This window comes from Comamonas sp., from assembly GCF_009360615.1.
Classification (GTDB): Bacteria; Pseudomonadota; Gammaproteobacteria; order Burkholderiales; family Burkholderiaceae_C; genus Comamonas.
Genome location: NZ_SPEY01000050.1, coordinates 22342 through 40926 on the forward strand (window position 1 = coordinate 22342; position 18585 = coordinate 40926).

General features: G+C 64.1%; 18 protein-coding genes. 10 read left to right on the top strand and 8 right to left on the bottom strand.

What is annotated here, in order from left to right:
- Positions 1-76: 76 nt before the first annotated feature.
- The 3 genes from E2583_RS14150 to E2583_RS14160 all read left to right on the top strand — a co-directional run bounded on the left by E2583_RS14150 (position 77) and on the right by E2583_RS14160 (position 2500).
- Positions 77-583 (top strand): SET domain-containing protein-lysine N-methyltransferase, encoded by a 507-nt coding sequence (locus E2583_RS14150; RefSeq protein WP_291596753.1) that lies wholly within the window; start codon positions 77-79, stop codon positions 581-583.
- Between the two features lie 155 nt (positions 584-738).
- Entirely contained in the window at positions 739-1572 is an 834-nt protein-coding gene (locus tag E2583_RS14155) for a biotin--[acetyl-CoA-carboxylase] ligase (RefSeq protein WP_291596755.1), read from the top strand.
- Between the two features lie 130 nt (positions 1573-1702).
- The gene (locus E2583_RS14160; RefSeq protein WP_291596757.1) at positions 1703-2500 is read left to right on the top strand and encodes an SPOR domain-containing protein; all 798 of its coding nucleotides are present in this window, start codon (positions 1703-1705) and stop codon (positions 2498-2500) included.
- Positions 2501-2590: 90 nt separating this feature from the next.
- Here E2583_RS14160 and E2583_RS14165 read toward each other — a convergent pair whose 3' ends face one another.
- The 4 genes from E2583_RS14165 to E2583_RS14180 form a co-directional block, all read right to left on the bottom strand.
- The gene (locus E2583_RS14165) at positions 2591-3568 is read right to left on the bottom strand and encodes a tripartite tricarboxylate transporter substrate-binding protein (RefSeq protein ID WP_291596759.1); all 978 of its coding nucleotides are present in this window, start codon (positions 3566-3568) and stop codon (positions 2591-2593) included.
- Positions 3569-3788: 220 nt separating this feature from the next.
- Positions 3789-5231: a sensor histidine kinase gene (locus tag E2583_RS14170; protein WP_291596762.1), complete on the bottom strand. Its 1443-nt coding sequence runs from the start codon at positions 5229-5231 to the stop codon at positions 3789-3791.
- Between the two features lie 111 nt (positions 5232-5342).
- Entirely contained in the window at positions 5343-6020 is a 678-nt protein-coding gene (locus E2583_RS14175) for a response regulator transcription factor (protein WP_003064757.1), read from the bottom strand.
- A gap of 109 nt (positions 6021-6129) precedes the next feature.
- Positions 6130-6621 carry a MarR family winged helix-turn-helix transcriptional regulator gene (locus E2583_RS14180; protein WP_291596766.1) on the bottom strand — a complete coding sequence of 164 codons (492 nt, stop codon included), beginning with the start codon at positions 6619-6621 and terminating at the stop codon, positions 6130-6132.
- 138 nt (positions 6622-6759) lie between these two features.
- Between E2583_RS14180 and recA the strand changes: the two genes are divergently transcribed.
- From recA to E2583_RS14195, 3 genes are all read left to right on the top strand, one after another.
- Positions 6760-7869, top strand: a complete 1110-nt coding sequence (gene recA, locus E2583_RS14185; RefSeq protein ID WP_291596768.1) for a recombinase RecA — start codon at positions 6760-6762, stop codon at positions 7867-7869.
- Positions 7870-8013: 144 nt separating this feature from the next.
- Positions 8014-8490 (top strand): recombination regulator RecX, encoded by a 477-nt coding sequence (recX, locus tag E2583_RS14190; RefSeq protein WP_291596770.1) that lies wholly within the window; start codon positions 8014-8016, stop codon positions 8488-8490.
- A gap of 59 nt (positions 8491-8549) precedes the next feature.
- On the top strand, positions 8550-9284 hold the full coding sequence (locus E2583_RS14195) for a hypothetical protein (protein WP_291596772.1): 735 nt from the start codon (positions 8550-8552) through the stop codon (positions 9282-9284).
- Positions 9285-9309: 25 nt separating this feature from the next.
- Here the strand turns inward: E2583_RS14195 and yddG are convergent, their stop codons facing one another.
- From yddG to argC, 3 genes are all read right to left on the bottom strand, one after another.
- The gene (gene yddG / locus E2583_RS14200; protein WP_291596774.1) at positions 9310-10230 is read right to left on the bottom strand and encodes an aromatic amino acid DMT transporter YddG; all 921 of its coding nucleotides are present in this window, start codon (positions 10228-10230) and stop codon (positions 9310-9312) included.
- A gap of 137 nt (positions 10231-10367) precedes the next feature.
- Complete coding sequence (cycA, locus tag E2583_RS14205; protein ID WP_291596777.1) at positions 10368-11780, bottom strand: D-serine/D-alanine/glycine transporter; 1413 nt, start codon at positions 11778-11780, stop codon at positions 10368-10370.
- A 341-nt stretch (positions 11781-12121) separates the two neighbouring features.
- Positions 12122-13054: an N-acetyl-gamma-glutamyl-phosphate reductase gene (argC, locus tag E2583_RS14210; RefSeq protein ID WP_291596779.1), complete on the bottom strand. Its 933-nt coding sequence runs from the start codon at positions 13052-13054 to the stop codon at positions 12122-12124.
- Positions 13055-13529: 475 nt separating this feature from the next.
- Between argC and sucC the strand changes: the two genes are divergently transcribed.
- The 4 genes from sucC (at position 13530) to E2583_RS14230 (ending at position 17521) form a co-directional block, all read left to right on the top strand.
- On the top strand, positions 13530-14690 hold the full coding sequence (gene sucC / locus E2583_RS14215; RefSeq protein ID WP_291596781.1) for an ADP-forming succinate--CoA ligase subunit beta: 1161 nt from the start codon (positions 13530-13532) through the stop codon (positions 14688-14690).
- A gap of 20 nt (positions 14691-14710) precedes the next feature.
- The gene (gene sucD, locus E2583_RS14220) at positions 14711-15610 is read left to right on the top strand and encodes a succinate--CoA ligase subunit alpha (RefSeq protein WP_003060065.1); all 900 of its coding nucleotides are present in this window, start codon (positions 14711-14713) and stop codon (positions 15608-15610) included.
- A gap of 147 nt (positions 15611-15757) precedes the next feature.
- Positions 15758-16450 carry a TerC family protein gene (locus tag E2583_RS14225; protein WP_291596783.1) on the top strand — a complete coding sequence of 231 codons (693 nt, stop codon included), beginning with the start codon at positions 15758-15760 and terminating at the stop codon, positions 16448-16450.
- A gap of 501 nt (positions 16451-16951) precedes the next feature.
- Positions 16952-17521 (top strand): dihydrofolate reductase family protein, encoded by a 570-nt coding sequence (locus tag E2583_RS14230; RefSeq protein ID WP_291596785.1) that lies wholly within the window; start codon positions 16952-16954, stop codon positions 17519-17521.
- Here E2583_RS14230 and E2583_RS14235 read toward each other — a convergent pair.
- Complete coding sequence (locus E2583_RS14235) at positions 17518-18402, bottom strand: DMT family transporter (RefSeq protein WP_291596788.1); 885 nt, start codon at positions 18400-18402, stop codon at positions 17518-17520. The genes E2583_RS14230 and E2583_RS14235 overlap by 4 nt on opposite strands.
- Between the last annotated feature and the right edge of the window lie 183 nt (positions 18403-18585).

Consider the following 18585-nt stretch of genomic DNA (forward strand, 5'->3'; position numbering starts at 1 on the left):
AATCCAGGCTCATACAATTCGCTTCTCACGCGCGCGCATGCGCACATGTGTGCATATTCAAAGTATCAGAGAAAACATGCCCCGCACATCACTGGCCTCTTCCACAGGCCGCCGTATCCAGACCCGGCGCTCCGGCGTGCATGGCAAAGGCGTTTTCGCCGCGCAGGATATTGCGCAAGGCGAAGTCCTTATTGAGTACGTGGGTGAGGTGATTGACTGGCAGGAGGCGCAGGACCGTCATCCGCATGATCCCACCCAGCCCAATCACACTTTCTACTTCCAGGTCGATGATGAGCGCGTGATCGATGCCACGCACAAGGGCAACTCCTCGCGCTGGATCAACCACAGCTGCGATCCCAACTGCTATACCGACGAGATCGACGGCCGCATCTACATCATTGCACTGCGCAATATTGCCGCCGGCGAGGAACTGAACTACGACTACGGCCTGATGGTGGAGGAGCGCTACACGGCCAGGCTCAAGGCCGAATATGCCTGCTACTGCGGTGCGGCGAACTGCCGGGGCACCATGCTGGCCCCCAAAAGGGGCTGGAAACCGCCGATGCCTCACTGCACCCCCTGAGCGGCTTTGCCTAGGCGGCCCCGCCGCTTCCCCCTCTCTCGCGTTGCGGGAGGGGGACGACGCCATCGCCGCGAGGCGGCTCTTGCTCGGCGTCTCTGAGTTGGAGCATGCTTGTTCAAGGCGTGCTCGCTGCATAGAAATTTTGGATAAAGAAAATGACTCAGCCGATTCACTGGAATGCCGAAGCCTTGTGGGAAGTCGTCGCGCCGCAGCTGCCGGGCTTCACGGTCGAGGTGCTGCCGAGCATCGACTCCAGCAACACCGAGCTCATGCGCCGCGCCCGCGACGGGCTGGCGGAGCCGGTGCTGCTGATTGCCGAACAGCAGACGCAGGGCCGAGGTCGGCTGGGGCGCAACTGGGTCAGCGGCGTCGGGGATTCGCTGATGTTCTCGCTGGGCCTGCCGCTGGCGCCGCGCGACTGGTCGGGTCTGTCGCTGGCGGTCGGGGTGAGCGTGGCCGAGAGCCTGCAGCCCCATCTGCCGGCTGCCGGCAGCGCGACGCCTCGCATCGGGATCAAATGGCCCAACGATCTGTGGCTGGAAGGCGATCGCAAGCTCGCCGGCATTCTGATCGAGACTGCCAGCTTCGTCGGCGCGCACCAGCACGATATGACCGCGCCGCGCTACGTCGTGATCGGCGTCGGCATCAATGTCCGCCCCCGCCCCGGTGACGGCATGCGCACGGCCCCAGCCTGTCTGCAGGAACTCGATGCCGCGCTGGACGCACCCACGGCCCTTGCGTGCATACTGCCCAATCTGGTGGCCGAGGTGCAAAGCTTTGCCCAGCACGGTTTTGCTCCGCTGATGCAGCGTTTTGCCCAGCGCGACCTGCTGGCCGGTCGCGGGGTGACTCTGAGCGACGGCACCAGCGGCGTGGCCCAGGGCGTGGCGGCCGATGGCGGCTTTCTGGTGCGCACCGCGACGGGGGTACAGGCCGTGACCAGCTCGGAAATCAGCGTGCGTCCGTCCAGCACCCCGCTGCAGGCTTGAGATGGTGATGTTGCGGAGCTGCTTCGCGTCCTTCGCCGTTGCGGGGCGCCCTCTTTCCAGGCGCTGGCCCGGCCTTTGCCCGACGGCTCGCGCGCGGCGGTGGGCCCTGGACAACTGATATGAGATACCTATGCTGAGAATCGTTTTCCTGCTCCTGGTGCTGGGCAATGCGGGTTACTACCTTTGGAGCCATGGCTATCTGGCCGCAATGGGGCTGGTGCCGGAGACCCAGTCCGAGCCGCAGCGCCTGCAGGAGCAGATCAAACCCGATGCGCTGGTGCTGCAGCCGCCTGCAGCGGCGCCGGCTCCGTCGGTCGAACCTGCGAGGACCGAGTCGTCCGAGGCACCCGCAGTGGACGATGACACGCCGGCTCCCAGGCCCGATGCGGCAACGGACACCAAGCCCGAGGCAAGGCCCGAGGCCAAAGCCGACGATGCCAGGCCGGCCAGGGACAGCAAAACAGCGGCCAAGGAGCCCGAGACCTGCTATCAGGCCAGCGGCATCGAGGAGGCGCAGGCCGACAGCATTCGCCGCGCGCTGGCGGGCAAGCCCAGAAGCGACTGGGAGCTGGTGGCCAATCACCAGGGCGGGCGCTGGATGGTCTATATGGGCAAGTTTCCCGATGCTGAATTCATGGATCGCAAGCGCGGTGAGCTGCGCCTGATGAATATCGATTTCGACCGGGCAGGAGGCAGCTTCGAGCCTGGCCTGTCGCTGGGGCGTTTTTCGACGGAAGAGGCCGCCCAGCGCCAGCTGGCCGCATTTGCCCGCCAGGGGGTGCGTACCGCGCGCGTGGTGCAGGAGCGCCCCGACGTGACCACCTATGCGCTGCGCCTGCCCAAGGCCACGCCCACCTTGCGCAACGAAGTGGCGGCACTGGCCGGCAAGAACCTGGTGCCCAAGGCCTTGCAGGCCTGTCCCAAGTGATTTTCGTAGCCTCTGACGTAATAAAGGCCTGCATTTGCAGGCCTTTTGCATTGGCAAGCCAGTTGCAGCATACGCAACCAGCTCCTGCTTTTAGTCCAGATGAATATTGGCTGCCGCGGCCAGCTTCTTCATCTTGGCCACCTCGCTGGCGATCTGCTTGGTGAAATCGGCGCTCGATGTGCCCGAGGGGTAAAGGCCTTGAGCAGCCATGCGCTGCTTGACGGCAGGGTCCTTCAGGGCTGCCACGATGGCCTTCTGCACGCGTTCCACCTGCGCGGCGGGCGTGTTCTTGGGGGCCACCAGGCCGAACCAGGAAGGCTCGTTCAGATCGGGGTGACCAGCCTGGGCATAGGTCTGCACGTCGGGCAGCACGTCCAGGCGTTCGTGCCAGGACACGGCCAGGGCGCGCACCTTGCCCGACTTGATGTGGGGGAGGGACGAGTTCACCTGGTCGAAGTACACCGGCACCTGGTTGCCCAGCACGTCGTTGATGGCCGGAGCCGAGCCACGGTAGGGGATATGGTGCATTTCGGTGCCCGTGCTCTTGAGGAACTGGGCGCCCCACATATGGCCGATGGTGCCGTTGCCGGGAGTGGCGAAGGACACCTTGCCGGGGTTGGCCTTGAGGTAGGCCACAAACTCGGCGAAAGTCTTCACGGGGATCAGCTTGGGGTTGATCACCAGCACGCCGGGAGCCTTGACGATCTCGGTCACGCCCACGAAGTCGTTGGTGGCGTCATAGGGCAGCTTTTTGAAAACGGCCGGGTTCACGCCATGCGTGGACAGCGTGGCAATGCCGAAGGTCACGCCATCGGTGGCGCGGGCCACTTCGGCCATGCCGATGGAGCCGCCGGCTCCGGCCTTGTTTTCGATCACGACGGCCTGTCCGCCCAGCAGCTTGATCAGCACATCCTGCATGTTGCGGGGCACCATGTCGGTAGGGCCGCCGGCAGGGAAGGGCACGACGATGCGCAGAGGACGCGAGGCGTCCTGCGCCATGCTCATGCCGGAGAAGGAAGAAGCGGCTGCGGCAGCAGCGGCGGTGTAGATGAATTGACGACGTTGCATCGAAAAGCTCCCAGGATCCAGTGATTCCAAATTGCTGTCCTGCGGAGCACAAATAGCGACTCTTCAGACAACCCATGATCGAATTGATTCTAGGGTAAGCGAGGGCTTGTCAGATACGCAGTTACCGTTATGCGAATCCGGCCCAATGGGCGCAAAGCCACGCCTGGCGCGGTCTTTCGGGTCAGCGGGGCACCAAGTTGGTGCACTCCGAGGCACGGCTTCACTGCTGTCCCGGCATGGCCCTGAAGCGGACGGTGAACAGCGCTCCCGGCGGCACATGACCGGGCCTGGCGTCTTGCAGCAGCACTTGCGCGCCATGCTGGCGTGCGATTTCCATGACGATGGGAAGGCCCAGGCCGGAGCCGTCGGCTTCGGAGCCCAGCGCACGGTAAAAGGGCTGGAAGATCAGGTCGCGCTCCGCCAGCGGAACGCCAGGACCGGAATCTTCCACCTGCAGCAACAGGATTTGTCCGAAATGATCGGCCTGCACGCGCACGGTGACCACGCCCGGCAGGGCGCTGGACGAGGGCGTGTAGTTGATGGCATTGTCCACCAGATTGCGCACCAGCTCGGTCAGCAGCGTGGCGTTGCCGTTGAGCCAGACACCGGGCGTGCCGGCGCTGGCACCCTCGTAGCCCAGGTCGATGTGCTTGTCCATGGCGCGCGGCAGGCAGTCCTGCACCACTTCGGTGACGATGCGCACGAGGTTGCAGCCCTGCATGGCGGGCACGGCGCTTTCGGCCCGCGCCAGTGCCAGCAGCTGGTTGACGGTATGTGTGGCGCGCATGCTGGAGCGGCCGATCTGCGCCAGGGAGCGCTTCAGATCCTCGGTATTCGTTCCCTCGCGCTGGGCCAGGTCGGCCTGCATGCGCAGCCCTGCCAGCGGGGTCTTGAGCTGGTGGGCGGCGTCGGCCAGAAAGCGCTTTTGCGTGGCGATGGAGTCATGCAGCCGCTGCAGCAGATCGTTGACCGAATCGACCAGCGGCACCACTTCCAGCGGCACATCCTTGTGGTTGATGGGCGAGAGATCTTCAGGCTTGCGCGCACGGATGCGCTCTTCCAGGCGGTGCAGCGGCTTGATGCCGCGTGCCAGCGCCAACCACACGAGCAAGGCAGCCAGCGGCAGGATGACGAACTGCGGCAGCATCACCCCCTTGATGATTTCCGTGGCCAGCACGCTGCGCTTCTCGCGCGTTTCCGCGACCTGCACCAGGGCGCTGGGCTCGTCGGGCAGCGGCATGCGCACCCAGATGTAGGCCACGCGCAGGTCGATGCCCTTGTATTCCTCGTCGCGCAGCAACACCGTGCCCGTGGGTGGGTCTTCGTCGGTGGCGGGGGGGCGGGGCAGGTCGCGCTCGCCCGCCAGGTATTCGCCCCTGGTGCCGCTGACCTGGAAGAACACGGTGTCCGACTCATCGGCGCGCAAGATCTCGCTGGCCGATTGCGGCAGATTGAACTGCACCTTGCCGCGCTGCACGATGACCAGCTGGGCCAGGGCCTGGGCGTTGTACTCCAGCGCACGGTCGAAGGGCTTGTTGGCCAGGCCCTGGGCCACCAGCCAGGTCAGCGCCAGGCTCACGGGCCACAGCAGCAGCAGCGGCGTGAGCATCCAGTCGAGGATCTCGCCGAAGAGGGATCGCTGCTCACGCTGAAAAATTTTCATGCTTGTAAAACTGGCGTATTCCAACTCAGGGATGGCCAGCAAGGGCCGCCCCGCAGCAAAGGCCATCGTCCCCCTCGGGGGGAAGCGGCGGGGCCGCCTAGGCACCGCCGCTCAGGGGGGAGCTATCTTTTCCAGGCAGTAACCGAGGCCACGCACGGTGGCGATGCGGATCGGCCCTTTCTCGATCTTCTTGCGCAGACGGTGGATATAGACCTCGATGGCATTGTTGCTCACCTCTTCACCCCATTCGCACAGGCGCTCCACCAACTGGTCCTTGCTGACCAGGCGGCCGGCGCGCTGAAGCAGCACTTCCAGCAGGCCCAGCTCGCGCGCCGACAGCTCCACCATCTTGCCGTCGATGGTCGCGACCCGGCCCGTCTGGTCATAGACCAGCGGGCCGTGCTTGATGGTGGAGCTGGCGCCGCCCATGCCGCGGCGCGTGAGGGCGCGTACGCGCGCTTCCAGCTCGGACAGCGCAAACGGCTTGGCCATGTAGTCGTCGGCGCCGTAGTCCAGGCCTTGGACCCGCTCCTCGATGGAGTCGGCGGCCGTGAGAATCAGCACCGGCAGCGCGTCGCCGCGCCCGCGCAGACGCTTGAGCACTTCCAGCCCGTGCACCTTGGGCAGGCCCAGGTCGAGAATCAGCAAATCGAATTCGCTGCTGGTCAGCAAGGCAGTATCGGCCTCGCTGCCGTTGGCCACATGGCTGACGACGGCACCCGAGCTGCGCAGCGTGCGCAGCAGGCCGTCTGCCAGCACCTGGTCGTCTTCGGCAATCAGTATGCGCATGTCAGTCTCCTGCTTGTTATGTGTGCCTGTTTGCACTTTTGCTGCCATTGTAGGGACGGGCCATCGCCGTCCGGCGCAATTGTCGACAGGCGCTCGCAGGCGTCAGGCCTCAGTAGCCTTCGGCATAGGCTTCCAGGCCCAGCGCCACCACGGTGGCCACGTCCTCGCCCACGGCATCGCGGAACTCGGCCTCGGCCTGGCGCACGGCATCGTGAAAAGCCCGCAGCCAGACCAGGCCCGCATCGGTGAAGCGCACGCGCTTGGCGCGCGCATCGTGCGGGTCGATCGCGCGCGTGACCAGGCCCCAGGCCTCGCACTGCGTCACCAGGTCGGCCATGGCCTGTTTGCTCATGCCGGCCTTGTCGGCCAGATCGGTGAGCCGGTCGCCGGCCAGGGACAGATGGCGCGTGATGTGGATATGGGCGGCCCCCACCTTGTCGCGCGCCGCCAGGTTGGACAGGGCCAGCGGCACCTCCACATCGCGTGCCATGAGCTGCAGCACGCGTGCGTCGAAGCGGCGCATGGCATGGCCGAGCAGGCGGCCCAGATGGGTCTGGCGCCAGGCATCTTCGGCGGGGGTGACAGGTGCAATTTCAGACATGGGTAAATAGTAAGGCAAACTGACTAAATATTTGGACGCACAGCCGATACAAGCTCATAAACTACTGTTCAAGCATCCAGCCTGAATGTAAAGACAGGGCTGGCCACAGACAGTCATTCACCTACTTCGGAGCCTGATATGAACGCCATCGCCAAGACCAACGACGCCAACAGCGAAAAAGCCAAAGCCCTGGCAGCCGCCCTGGCCCAGATCGAAAAGCAGTTCGGCAAGGGCACCATCATGAAGCTCGGTGAAGGTGAGGCCATCGAAGACATTCAGGTCGTCTCCACCGGCTCTCTGGGTCTGGATATCGCGCTGGGCGTGGGTGGTCTGCCGCGCGGCCGCGTGATTGAAATCTACGGTCCCGAATCCTCGGGCAAGACCACGCTGACGCTGCAGGTCATCGCCGAGATGCAAAAGCAGGGCGGCACCTGCGCCTTCATCGACGCAGAACATGCGCTGGACACCAGCTACGCCCAGAAGCTGGGCGTGAACCTCGGCGAGGTGCTGATCAGCCAGCCCGACACCGGTGAACAGGCCCTGGAAATCTGCGACAGCCTGGTGCGCTCGGGGGCCGTGGATCTGATCGTCATCGACTCGGTGGCCGCATTGACGCCCAAGGCCGAAATCGAAGGCGAGATGGGCGATGCCCTGCCCGGACTGCAGGCCCGTCTGATGAGTCAGGCCCTGCGCAAGCTGACGGCCACGATCAAGAAGACCAACTGCATGGTCATCTTCATCAACCAGATCCGCATGAAGATCGGTGTGATGTTCGGCTCGCCCGAAACCACCACCGGCGGCAATGCGCTGAAGTTCTATGCTTCCGTGCGTCTGGATATCCGCCGCACCGGCACCATCAAGAAGGGCGACGAAGCCATCGGCAACGAAACCAAGGTCAAGGTCGTGAAGAACAAGGTCTCGCCCCCCTTCAAGACGGCCGAGTTCGATATCCTGTTCGGCGAAGGCATCAGCCGTGAAGGCGAGATTCTGGACATGGGCGTGAACGCCAAGATCCTGGAAAAAAGCGGTGCCTGGTATGCCTACAACGGCGAAAAAATCGGTCAGGGCCGCGACAACTCGCGTGAGTTCCTGCGCGAGAACCCCGCGCTGGCCATCGAGATCGAGAACAAGGTGCGCGAGAGCCTGGGCATCAAGCTGCTGCCCGTGGACGGGATTGCCGCCGCCGAAGCCAAGCCTGCCAAGGGCGGCAAGGGCAAGGTGGACAAGGATGGGGTGATCGAGGCCTGATTTCCTGAACCATTGCGTCACCGCGGGCAGCGAGATCTTCGCGGCCCGGCGGCTGGCCGGCCTGGGCTCAAGCCTTGCAGAGCAAAAAGTTAGCCATCTTTGCGCAGGCGGTCCCTGCGCATTTTTTATGGGAGAGAACCGAGCATGAGCTTTGCCAAGCTCTCACTCAAGGGCCGCGCCCTCAAGATGCTGGCGCAGCGCGAGCATTCCCGGCTGGAGCTGCAGCGCAAGCTGGCCACCCATGTGGAGGAGGGCGATGATCTGAATGCCGTTCTCGACGAGCTGGAGCGGCGCGGCTTCATCAGCGTGGAGCGCGTGGTCGAGTCCGTACTGCGCAGCAAGGCCGGCCGTTACGGTGCAGCCCGTCTGGTGCACGACCTGCGCAGCAAGGGGCTGGATGACGAGACCGTGCGCCAGGCGGGCGAGCAGCTGCGCGGCAGCGAGCTGCAGCGTGCGCGCGATTTGTGGCGCAAGCGCTTTGGCAGCGTGCCTGTCGACATCAAGGAAAAGGCCAGGCAGCTGCGCTTTCTCGCTTCGCGCGGCTTTTCGGCCGACGTGGCTTCACGCGTGCTGCGCGATGCCCCATACTCCCCTGGATCCGACAGCGAGGACGAGGACTGAGTTGCAGCCGCTCCCGCCTGCTGGACGAGAGAACTGCTTCTTGCAATGGAGGGGCCCACGTGCCGACTGCTTCGCAACCCCCTGACGCCCCGTCCGCACTGCGCGTGGGTCTGAGTGCCGGCAAATCGCTGCTGGGTGGACTGATGCTGGGTGCGTTCCTGGCCCTGGTGCTGGGTTGTGGCGCGGCCGTATTCTATTTTTCCCGCCTGATGGCCGATCCCGGCCAGGGCATTCATGCCTCGGCGCATACCGGCATCTACGGCGCCGTGATCAGCCTGCTGATGTCGCCGCCGCTGCTGGTGGCCGTGGTGCTCATCTTCATCATTCCCGCCTATCTCATGGTCGGTCTGCAGCTGGGCCGCGCCCGCGCGGCAGGCAAGCTGGTGGCGCGCTACGGCCAGGGTCTGGCCGAGCGCCTGGCGGCCATGCTGGCGCAGCGCATCGAGGCCCTGCCCAGCGCTCACAAGGCCATGCACAAGGCGGCGGACCTGCTCACCGTGGGAGCGGCGATGGAGCATCTGCAGCCCTGGGTCGGCAACGGACGTGCCGTGCAGTTCGTGGTGCGCAGCGTGCTCAATCGCTTGCCGCTGGCCGATCTGCTCGAGGAATGGGGCCACTCGCGCGCCCAGTGGGGCAGCGAAGGCGGCAAGGACGATCCGGCGCTGCGCGCCTTTCTGGGCACCCGCATCCAGGAGATGCTGCAGGGCCTGACCGAGCCGCCCTGGACGCTGCTGTGGATCTTGCTGGCCGGGCATGCCGTCGTGCTCGGCTTCGGCATCTGGCTGACTGCCTGAGGGCCCGGGCGGGCGTGGTGCCGGCCTAGTCCCGGCTGCTGCGTGTCGCCCACCAGCAGATCAGCGAGCCCAGCGTGACCAGGGCCACGCCCTGCCAGAAGCTCCAGCCCGGCAGCACCTGCAGCAGGGCGCTGGCCATCAGCGCCGAGAGCACGGGCGTGAAGTAGGACGCCGCGGCCAGCAGGGCCAGCCGGCCATGTTGGATGCCATGCTCCCAGCAACTGTAGCCCAGCGCCGTGAGTGCGCCGACCAGAACCACCTGGCCGGCGGTGAGCCAGCTCCAGCGCATGGGCTGTGGGTCGCCCAGCAGCAGCCATTCGAGCCACAGCGCCAAGGCCGTCCAGGTCACGAACAGGCCCACGGCGTTGAAGCCTGCACCATGGCGGCGCGCCAGCAGCGAATAGGCCGGCCAGAGCAGGGCGGCGGCAAAACCCATGCCATAGGCCAGCGGGTTGCCCAGCACATGGCTCCACATGAGCGGCAGGCTGAAGCTCTCGCCGCCCAGCACTCGCGCCAGGCCCCACAGGCAGATCAGCACGCCGGGCCATAGCCACCAGCGCGCAGTCTGCTGGCCGCAGAGCACGGCCAGCACGATGGTGAGGCTGGGCCAGAGGTAGTTGATGAGCCCGATCTCCATGGCCTGGTTGCGGTCGTGGGCCAGGCCCACGGCCACGGACAGGCAGATCTCGTAGACCACGAACAGCAGGCCGCAGCCCCAGAGATAGGCCGGATGCATGCTGCGCCAGCGGGTCAGCTCGTGCCAGCCCTTGCGCCCGCGCGCCACGGCGATGCAGAGTGCGGCCATGGTGTAGAGGCAGGCCGCGCCGCCGACCGCGCCCAGCGGCTCGGCCACGGCGCGCATCAGGCCCACGGTGCAGCTCCAGCAGAGCACGGCCAGCAGGCCTATCAAGGTGGCGCGCTGCTGCAGGTTTGGATTGGGGGACATGGGGCAGGTCTGGTTATCAAAACGATAGCTACCTGCGCCTGTCAGATATGGAATTTCAGGCGAAACACCTGAAATTCCATGCTGGGAAAGCGCCAGCTGCTATCCAAAACAAGAATGCCGCGCATTGTGCGCCGAGCTTACTGAATTGCCACCACACCGACCGCGGCGCGCTTGCGCACGAACTGGTAGGCCACACCCAGCACCACAAACCACAGCGGCGTGACGATCAGCGCCTGGCGCGTGTCGTCCTTGAGGGTGAGCAGCACCAGGATACCTGCGAAGAAGGCCAGGCAGGCCACGCACATGGGGACGCCGCCGGGCATCCTGAACCGGGAGGCCCGGTGAAGCTCGGCGCGCTGGCGGCGGTACGCGATGTAGGACAGCAGAATCAGCGACCAGACGAACATGAACAGAATCGCCGATACCGTGGTCACCAGGGTGAAGGCTTCCATCAGATCGGGAATCATCCACATCAGGAAAGCACCGGCCAGCAGGCAGACGCAGGAAAACATGAGGCCGCGCGAGGGCACGCTGCGAGAGGACAGGGTGCCGAAGGATTGGGGCGCATCCCCCTTGAGCGAGAGGCCATAGAGCATGCGGCTGGTGGAGAACACCCCGCTGTTGGCCGAGGAGGCGGCCGAGGTCAGCACCACGAAGTTGATCACGCCGGCTGCAGCGGGCAGGCCGGCCAGCACGAACAGTTCCACGAACGGGCTCTTGCCCGGCACCACGTCGCGCCAGGGGGTGACGGTCATGATGGCCACCAGCGCCAGCACGTAGAAGACGATGATGCGCACCGGAATCGAGTTGATGGCGCGCGGCAGCGTGCGCTCCGGATCTTTGGCTTCGGCGGCGGTGGTACCCACCAGTTCGATGCCGACAAAGGCGAACACTGCAATCTGGAAGCCTGCAAAGAAGCCCATCAGGCCGTTGGGGAACATGCCGCCGTCATTCCACAGATTGGCCAGCGCAGCGTGGCGGCCTGCCGGCGATACGAAGCCCGAGAACACCATCCACAGGCCCACGCCGATCAGCGTCACGATGGCCACGATCTTGATCATGGCAAACCAGAATTCGGTCTCGCCGAACAGCTTCACCGTCAGCAGGTTCAGGCCCAGCAGCAGCAGCACGCAGGCAATGGCAGGCAGCCACTGCGGGATGTCGGGGAACCAGAACTGTGCGTAGCCGGTGATGGCAATCACATCCGCGATGCCGGTGACGATCCAGCAGAACCAGTAGGTCCAGCCTGTGAAAAAGCCCGCCCAGGGGCCCAGCAGATCGGCAGAGAAATCGATGAAGGAGCGGTACTGAAGATTGGACAGCAGCAGCTCGCCCATGGCCCGCATCACGAAGAACAGCATGATGCCGATGGTCATGTACACGAAGATGATGGAGGGGCCGGCCAGGCTGATGGTCTTGCCCGAGCCCATGAACAGACCCGTGCCGATGGCGCCGCCGATGGCGATCAGCTGTATGTGGCGATTGGTGAGATTGCGTTGCAGGTGGTCATGGCCATCCTGGCCCGGCGCGCCTGATGCCTTGCGAGTCATCTGAGGGAAACCTTTGCAAAAGCTGCCGTCGCCACGGAGGGCAACGCCGCCGCTGCGGCGCCGGACCGCAACGGCTGGCAGGAAACCTGAAATCCTAGGAGTCGGCAAGGATAAACCAAGCCGGCCCATGCCATCCGGGGCACTGGAATCCGGGCTCGGGCGGCCGCCTCCGGTGTGGCCAGCCGTCTTGCGCCGGCCTGTTGCGTACGGTCTGGGAAGCACGGCCAGCGGAGCCAAGCCCGATGGTCGTGCATTGTGGAATGTGGAGTGCATGCAGGCGCTGGTGCCCGTCGGGCAAGCGCCTGCAGCCATCGCAACCCTGGCGGGTCGGAGCGCAGGTCTTACAGACCCAGCATGATCTGCAGGTTCTGCACGGCAGCGCCGCTCGCGCCCTTGCCCAGATTGTCCAGCCGCGCGATCAGCACGGCCTGGCGATATTGCTCATTAGCAAACACGCGCAGCTCCAGCTTGTTCGTATTGGCCAGGGTATCGGCGGCCAGCTTGTTGTCGTCCGTGGGCGGGAGCACGCTCACCCAGTTGGCGCTGGTGTTGGTCTTGGCGTAATGGCTGGCCAAGGCGTCATGCAGGTCGGCGGCCTTGGGGGCGCCGGGCAGCAGGTCCAGATGCAGCGGCAGCTGCACCAGCATGCCCTGGGCGAAGTTGCTCACGGCAGGGATGAAAACGGGGCGGCGGGTCATGCCGGTGTAGTGCAGGATTTCGGGAATGTGCTTGTGCGACAGGCCCAGCGCGTAGGCCTCGTAAGGGGCGGCCTCGCCGCCTTCGTAGGCCTCGATCATGGTGCGGCCGCCGCCCGTGTAGCCCGACACGGAGGGCAGGCTCACGGGGTAGTCGGCAGGAATCAGGCCGGCCGCCACCAGCGGTGCCAGCAGGGCGATGGCACCCGTGGCGTAGCAGCCGGGGTTGGAGACGCGGGTGGCGTTCCTGACCGCCTCGAGCTGGCCGGCTCGCAGCTCGGGGAAGCCGTAGACCCAGCCTGCGGCCGTGCGGTGGGCGGTGGAGGCGTCGATGATCTTGATGGCGCGACCGGTCTGCGCGGTGATGGAGTCCACCATGGCGGCCGTTTCACGGGCGGCATCGTCGTGAAGACAGAGGATGACCAGATCCACACCGGCAATCAGAGCGCGCTTGGCGGCCGGGTCCTTGCGCAGTGCGGGGTCGATGCTGACCAGTTCCACACCCGCAAAATCGACCAGACGATCACGGATCTGCAGACCCGTGGTTCCTGCTTCTCCGTCAATAAAGACTTTTGCCATTGCAATTTTCTCCTGCACCGGCGCGCGCATTTCTTTGTTGGGTATATGCCGCTGCCTGCGGCACCATTGCCGCTTTCCGAGCGGTGATTGTCCTTGAATCTGGCCAGGCATGCGCACGGCCCGTCTTTTAGGCAGGTCTGGTGCGAATGGCCCAGTAGAGCTGGCAGCTATTCGCGGTTGTCAGCACATTGCCAGCCGCTGCCTCAATGTCCTTGACTCGTATATAAGACATAAGAAAGTTGCGGGAGCAAAAGATATCGTGTAGGAATCATTTCCCTAAGGAATTCAAGGCATTGCAGCTGTTTCCGGAACACGACAAAGATGCGTGAAATTGTGGATTTTGCGCATGTTCGGGTGTCGTTTTGCGCGGTGCAGCATGGTACATTCCTGCTCGCCATGTCATATGAACCCGATGGCCAGGCTCTCCGAGTCGGTGGCAAGCGGGTATTTCCCCTCAGTTCAGAGAGACAAAGTCATGAAGATTCATGAGTACCAAGGCAAGGAAATCTTGCGCCAATTTGGTGTGCCCGTTCCCCGTGGCATCCCTGCGTTTACCGTGCAAGAGGCTGTTGAAGCAGCCCAGAAGCTGGGTGGACCCGTGTGGGTGGTGAAGGCCCAGATTCACGCGGGTGGCCGCGGCAAGGGCGGCGGCGTGAAGGTTGCCAAGTCCATCGAGGACGTGCAAAAGCTGTCCGAGCAGATCCTGGGCATGCAGCTGGTGACTCACCAGACCGGCCCTGAAGGCCAGAAGGTTCGCCGCCTGTACATCGAAGACGGCGCCGACATCAAGAACGAACTGTATGTGTCGCTGGTGACGGACCGCGCCACGCAGAAGGTGGCCCTGATCGCTTCCAGCGAAGGCGGCATGGACATCGAGGAAGTGGCTCACTCCACACCCGAAAAGATCATCACCGAGATGATCGACCCCCTGACCGGCATCACCGAGGCGCAATCGCGCAAGGTGGCAACTGCCATCGGTCTGGAAGGCAAGTCCGTGGACCAGGCCGTGGATCTGTTCGCCAAGATCTACAAGTGCTACATGGACACCGATGCGTCGCTGGTGGAAATCAACCCCCTGAACTGCGACTCCAAGGGCGACCTGATGGCCCTGGACGCCAAGTTCAACTTCGACCCCAACGCGCTGTTCCGTCACCCCGAAATCGTGGCCTTCCGCGATCTGGACGAAGAAGACGCTGCCGAAATCGAAGCCTCCAAGTTCGATCTGGCCTACATCTCCCTGGACGGCAACATCGGCTGCCTGGTGAACGGCGCCGGTCTGGCCATGGCCACCATGGACACCATCAAGCTGTTCGGCGGCGAACCTGCCAACTTCCTGGACGTGGGCGGCGGCGCTACGGCCGAGAAGGTGACGGAAGCCTTCAAGATCATGCTCAAGAACCCTGAAGTCAAGGGTATTTTGGTCAATATCTTCGGCGGCATCATGAAGTGCGACACCATCGCCAACGGCGTGGTCACCGCCTGCAAGGCCGTGAACCTGAGCGTGCCTCTGGTCGTGCGCATGAAGGGCACCAACGAAGAGCTGGGCAAGCAGATCCTCAAGGATTCCGGTCTGCCCATCATCGCTGCTGACACCATGGCTGAAGCAGCGACCAAGATCGTTGCTGCCGTTAAGTAATACGCCCCGGAGATAGAAACATGTCGATCTTTATCAACAAAGACACCAAGGTCATCACCCAGGGCATTACTGGCAAGACCGGTCAGTTCCACACTGAAAAGTGCCAGGAATACGCGAACGGCAAGAACTGCTTCGTGGCAGGCGTGAACCCCAAGAAGGCTGGCGAAAAGATTTTCGACATCCCAATCTTTGGTTCCGTCAAGGACGCTGCCAAGGAAACCGGCGCTACCGTGTCCGTGATCTACGTGCCTCCCGCAGGCGCTGCTGCTGCCATCTGGGAAGCGGTTGAAGCCGATCTGGACCTGGCCATCTGCATCACCGAAGGCATCCCCGTTCGCGACATGCTGGAAGTGCGCAACAAGATGAAGGCCAAGGAAGCTGCCGGCGGCAAGAAGACTCTGCTGCTGGGCCCCAACTGCCCCGGTCTGATCACGCCTGACGAAATCAAGATCGGCATCATGCCCGGTCACATCCACAAGAAGGGCCGCGTGGGCGTGGTGTCCCGTTCCGGTACGCTGACTTACGAAGCCGTGGCTCAGCTGAGCGAACTGGGCATTGGCCAGTCCTCGGCTGTCGGTATCGGTGGCGACCCCATCAACGGTCTGAAGCACATCGACGTGATGCGCGCCTTCAACGACGATCCCGACACCGATGCCGTGATCATGATCGGTGAAATCGGCGGTCCCGACGAAGCCGAAGCTGCCCAGTGGTGCAAGGCCAACATGAAGAAGCCTATCGTGGGCTTCATCGCTGGCGTGACAGCGCCTCCCGGCAAGCGCATGGGCCACGCCGGTGCCCTGATCTCCGGTGGCGCCGACACGGCTGACGCCAAGCTGGCCATCATGGAAGAGTGCGGCTTCACCATCACCCGCAACCCTTCCGAGATGGGTCGCCTGCTGCAAGGCCTGCTGAAGAAGTAAGCCCGTGCAGAAAGTTCGTGATACGGCGTTGAATTTACGCAGTATTACGAACTGGCAAGACGGGCTCCGCGCCCTACACTGCCTCCACTCTTAAAAGAAAGCGCCGCGCAATGCGGCGCTTTCGTATTCAAAACAGTGGAGTCACAAATGGAATTTCTCAATAGTGCCGATTTCTGGATCGGCCTGGTGAAGATCATCTGGATCAACATCATCCTCTCCGGCGACAACGCCGTGGTCATCGCGCTGGCCGCGCGCTCGCTTCCCCCTGAACAGCAGAAGAAAGCCATCATGTTCGGCTCCGGCGCTGCCGTGGTGCTGCGTATCGTGCTGACCGTGGTGGCAGCCAAGCTGCTGGAACTCTCCTTCCTGCAGGTCGTGGGCGGCTGCCTGCTGCTGTGGATCGGCTATCAGCTGCTGACCGGCGACGAAGACGGTGAAGGCGAGGCCAAGGGCCATGGCTCCATGATGACCGCCATCCGTACCATCCTGATTGCCGACCTGGTGATGAGCCTGGACAACGTGATTGCCGTGGCGGCTACCGCCCAGGGCAATATGGTGCTGCTGATCCTGGGTCTGGCCATTTCCATTCCCCTGGTGATCTTCGGCTCCACGCTGATGATCAAGCTCATGGAGCGCTTCCCTGTCATCGTCACGCTGGGCGCTGCGCTGATCGGCTGGGTGGGTGGCGAGACCATCGTCAACGACAACCTGCTGCATGGCTACACCATGGCTCACCCCTGGCTGCACTATGCCGCCGCTGCTGCCGGCGCCGTGCTGGTGGTCGGACTGGGCAAGTTCATGCAGGCGCGCTCTGCGAAGAAGGAAATCGCTGCGGCCTGATCGCCCCGACAATCCCATCTCCCGAAAAACGCACCGTGGCGACACGGTGCGTTTTTTGATGGCCGTAGCGTGGACGCACACGGTGTGAACATGGCCTCCATCCATTGCCCATCCCGGGGCTTGTGAGCCCGGTCGCCCAGCAGAGTTCGGACCTTGCCGGCCTGTCGGGTGTGTCCATGCACGCCACTCGCCACGATGAGAGTCTGGGCCTGATTGCCGCCGTGTCGCCCGCCGGGATGGGCCAAGGCCACCGTGGGCTACAGCATCCAATACCTGGCCGCTGCCGATGGCTCAAGCTTGCTAGCCTGTGGATCGGGCAGGAAGTGCTCTCCTGCCGCGAAGACCAGGGGCCGCTGTGCGCCATCCTGTCGGCCAGGGCGCGCAATATCGCTCCGGTGGACCAGGGAAGACGATCCCTGGTCGCTGCCGGGCCTGTTCTTCTTCGGAGGGCAGGCGGGCTGCCGCCCGGGCCGGCGCGGCCAGGGCACACTATGCGCCATCATGAAGACTCAGTACTACACCGCCTCCAGCCTGGACGGGTTTCTTGCCACCGAGGACGACTCTCTGGACTGGCTGTTTCCCCTGGGCAGCCTGACGCAGTCCAGCTATCCAGGCTTCATTGCCCAGGTCGGTGCGCTGGCCATGGGCTCGGCCACCTATGAATGGATGGTCCGCAACGCCGACGCGGTGAAGCGCGAGACCGGCGCGGCCTGGCCATATGCGCAGCCTGCATGGGTTTTCTCCAGCCGACGGCTGCCGTTGATCGAGGGTGCCGATGTGCGCTTTGTCAGCGGCGATGTGCGGCCCGTGCAGGCATGCATGAGGGCGGAGGCCGGGGACAAGAACCTCTGGATCGTGGGCGGTGGAGACCTGGCAGGCCAGTTTCATGACGCGGGTCTGCTGGACGAGGTGATCGTGCAGATCGGCTCGGCCACTCTGGGTCAGGGCAAGCCTCTGTTGCCGCGCCGGTTGCTGAGTCCGGTGCTGCAGTTGCAGTCCGTGCAGCAGATGGGCCGCGGCATGGCAGAGCTGCGCTACACCGTGTGCAGGGCGCAGCAGCCGGAAAGCTAACGGCTGTCCCTGGCTGGCCAGAGCACCGAGGCAATGGCCACCACCATCAGGCAGACGGCGGTCCAGTCCTGCCAGTGCAGGATCTCGCCCAGCCACCAGGCACCCGCAAACACGCCCAGCACCGGAATCATCATCACGCTCAGCGTGGACGCCACGGGGGGAAGGCTGCGCGCCAGATAGAACCACACGGCCTGGGCAAAGCCCAGCACCAGAACACCATTGAAAGCGATGGCAGCCAGCGCGCTCTGGTCGGGCGCATGCCACTGTCCTCGCTCGAAAACAAAGGCCAGCACGGTCAGTACCACGGTGGTGATGGTCACCATCCACAGCGACAGCGTCATCAGCGGTACCGGCACCTCCGTGCGGCGCAACAGCTGCGTGCCCCAGGCCCAGCCGGCGGCGGCCACCAGCATCAGCAGCACGCCCAGGGGCTTGCTGCCCAGGGCGCCAACCTCATGCCACAGCAGCAGCAGCACGCCGGCAAGGGCCGCTCCCACGCCGGCCCAGGCGCGTGCGCCCAGCCGCTCCCGGAAGAACAGGCTGCCGAATACGGCCGAGAAGATGGGCATGGTGTAGCCCAGAATCGCCGCCCGCCCGCTGGACAGCGTCGGGATGGCAATGATGATCAGGCAGTGCCAGAGCACCATGTTGAACAGCGAGAGCTTGGCCAGCTCGCCCCAGTAGCTGCGCGGTATGCTCAGCGGCAGGCCCTTTGTGGCGACGAAGAGCGCCAGAATGGGCAGACCCACCCACATGCTGGCCATGCGAAAGCTCAGCGGCGGGAAATGCTGTACGCCGAGCTTCATGACCGGCCAGTTCAGCCCCCAGACCATGGTGAGCAAGACAAGAAGAACGAGCTGTTTGGGCGTGAACGAAGGCATGGGTGTGGATTATCTCCCCTTGAATGACTTTCTCCCCCTGAGTGGCTGCGCCTAGGCGGCCCTGCCGCTTCCCCCTCACTCGCTTCGCGGGAGGGGGACGACACCGTGGGTGCGCGGCGGCGCTTCCCCGGTGTCACCGAGTTGGTGTGTGCGTCTGTTTTGCGGCCTGGCGCAAGACCTGTA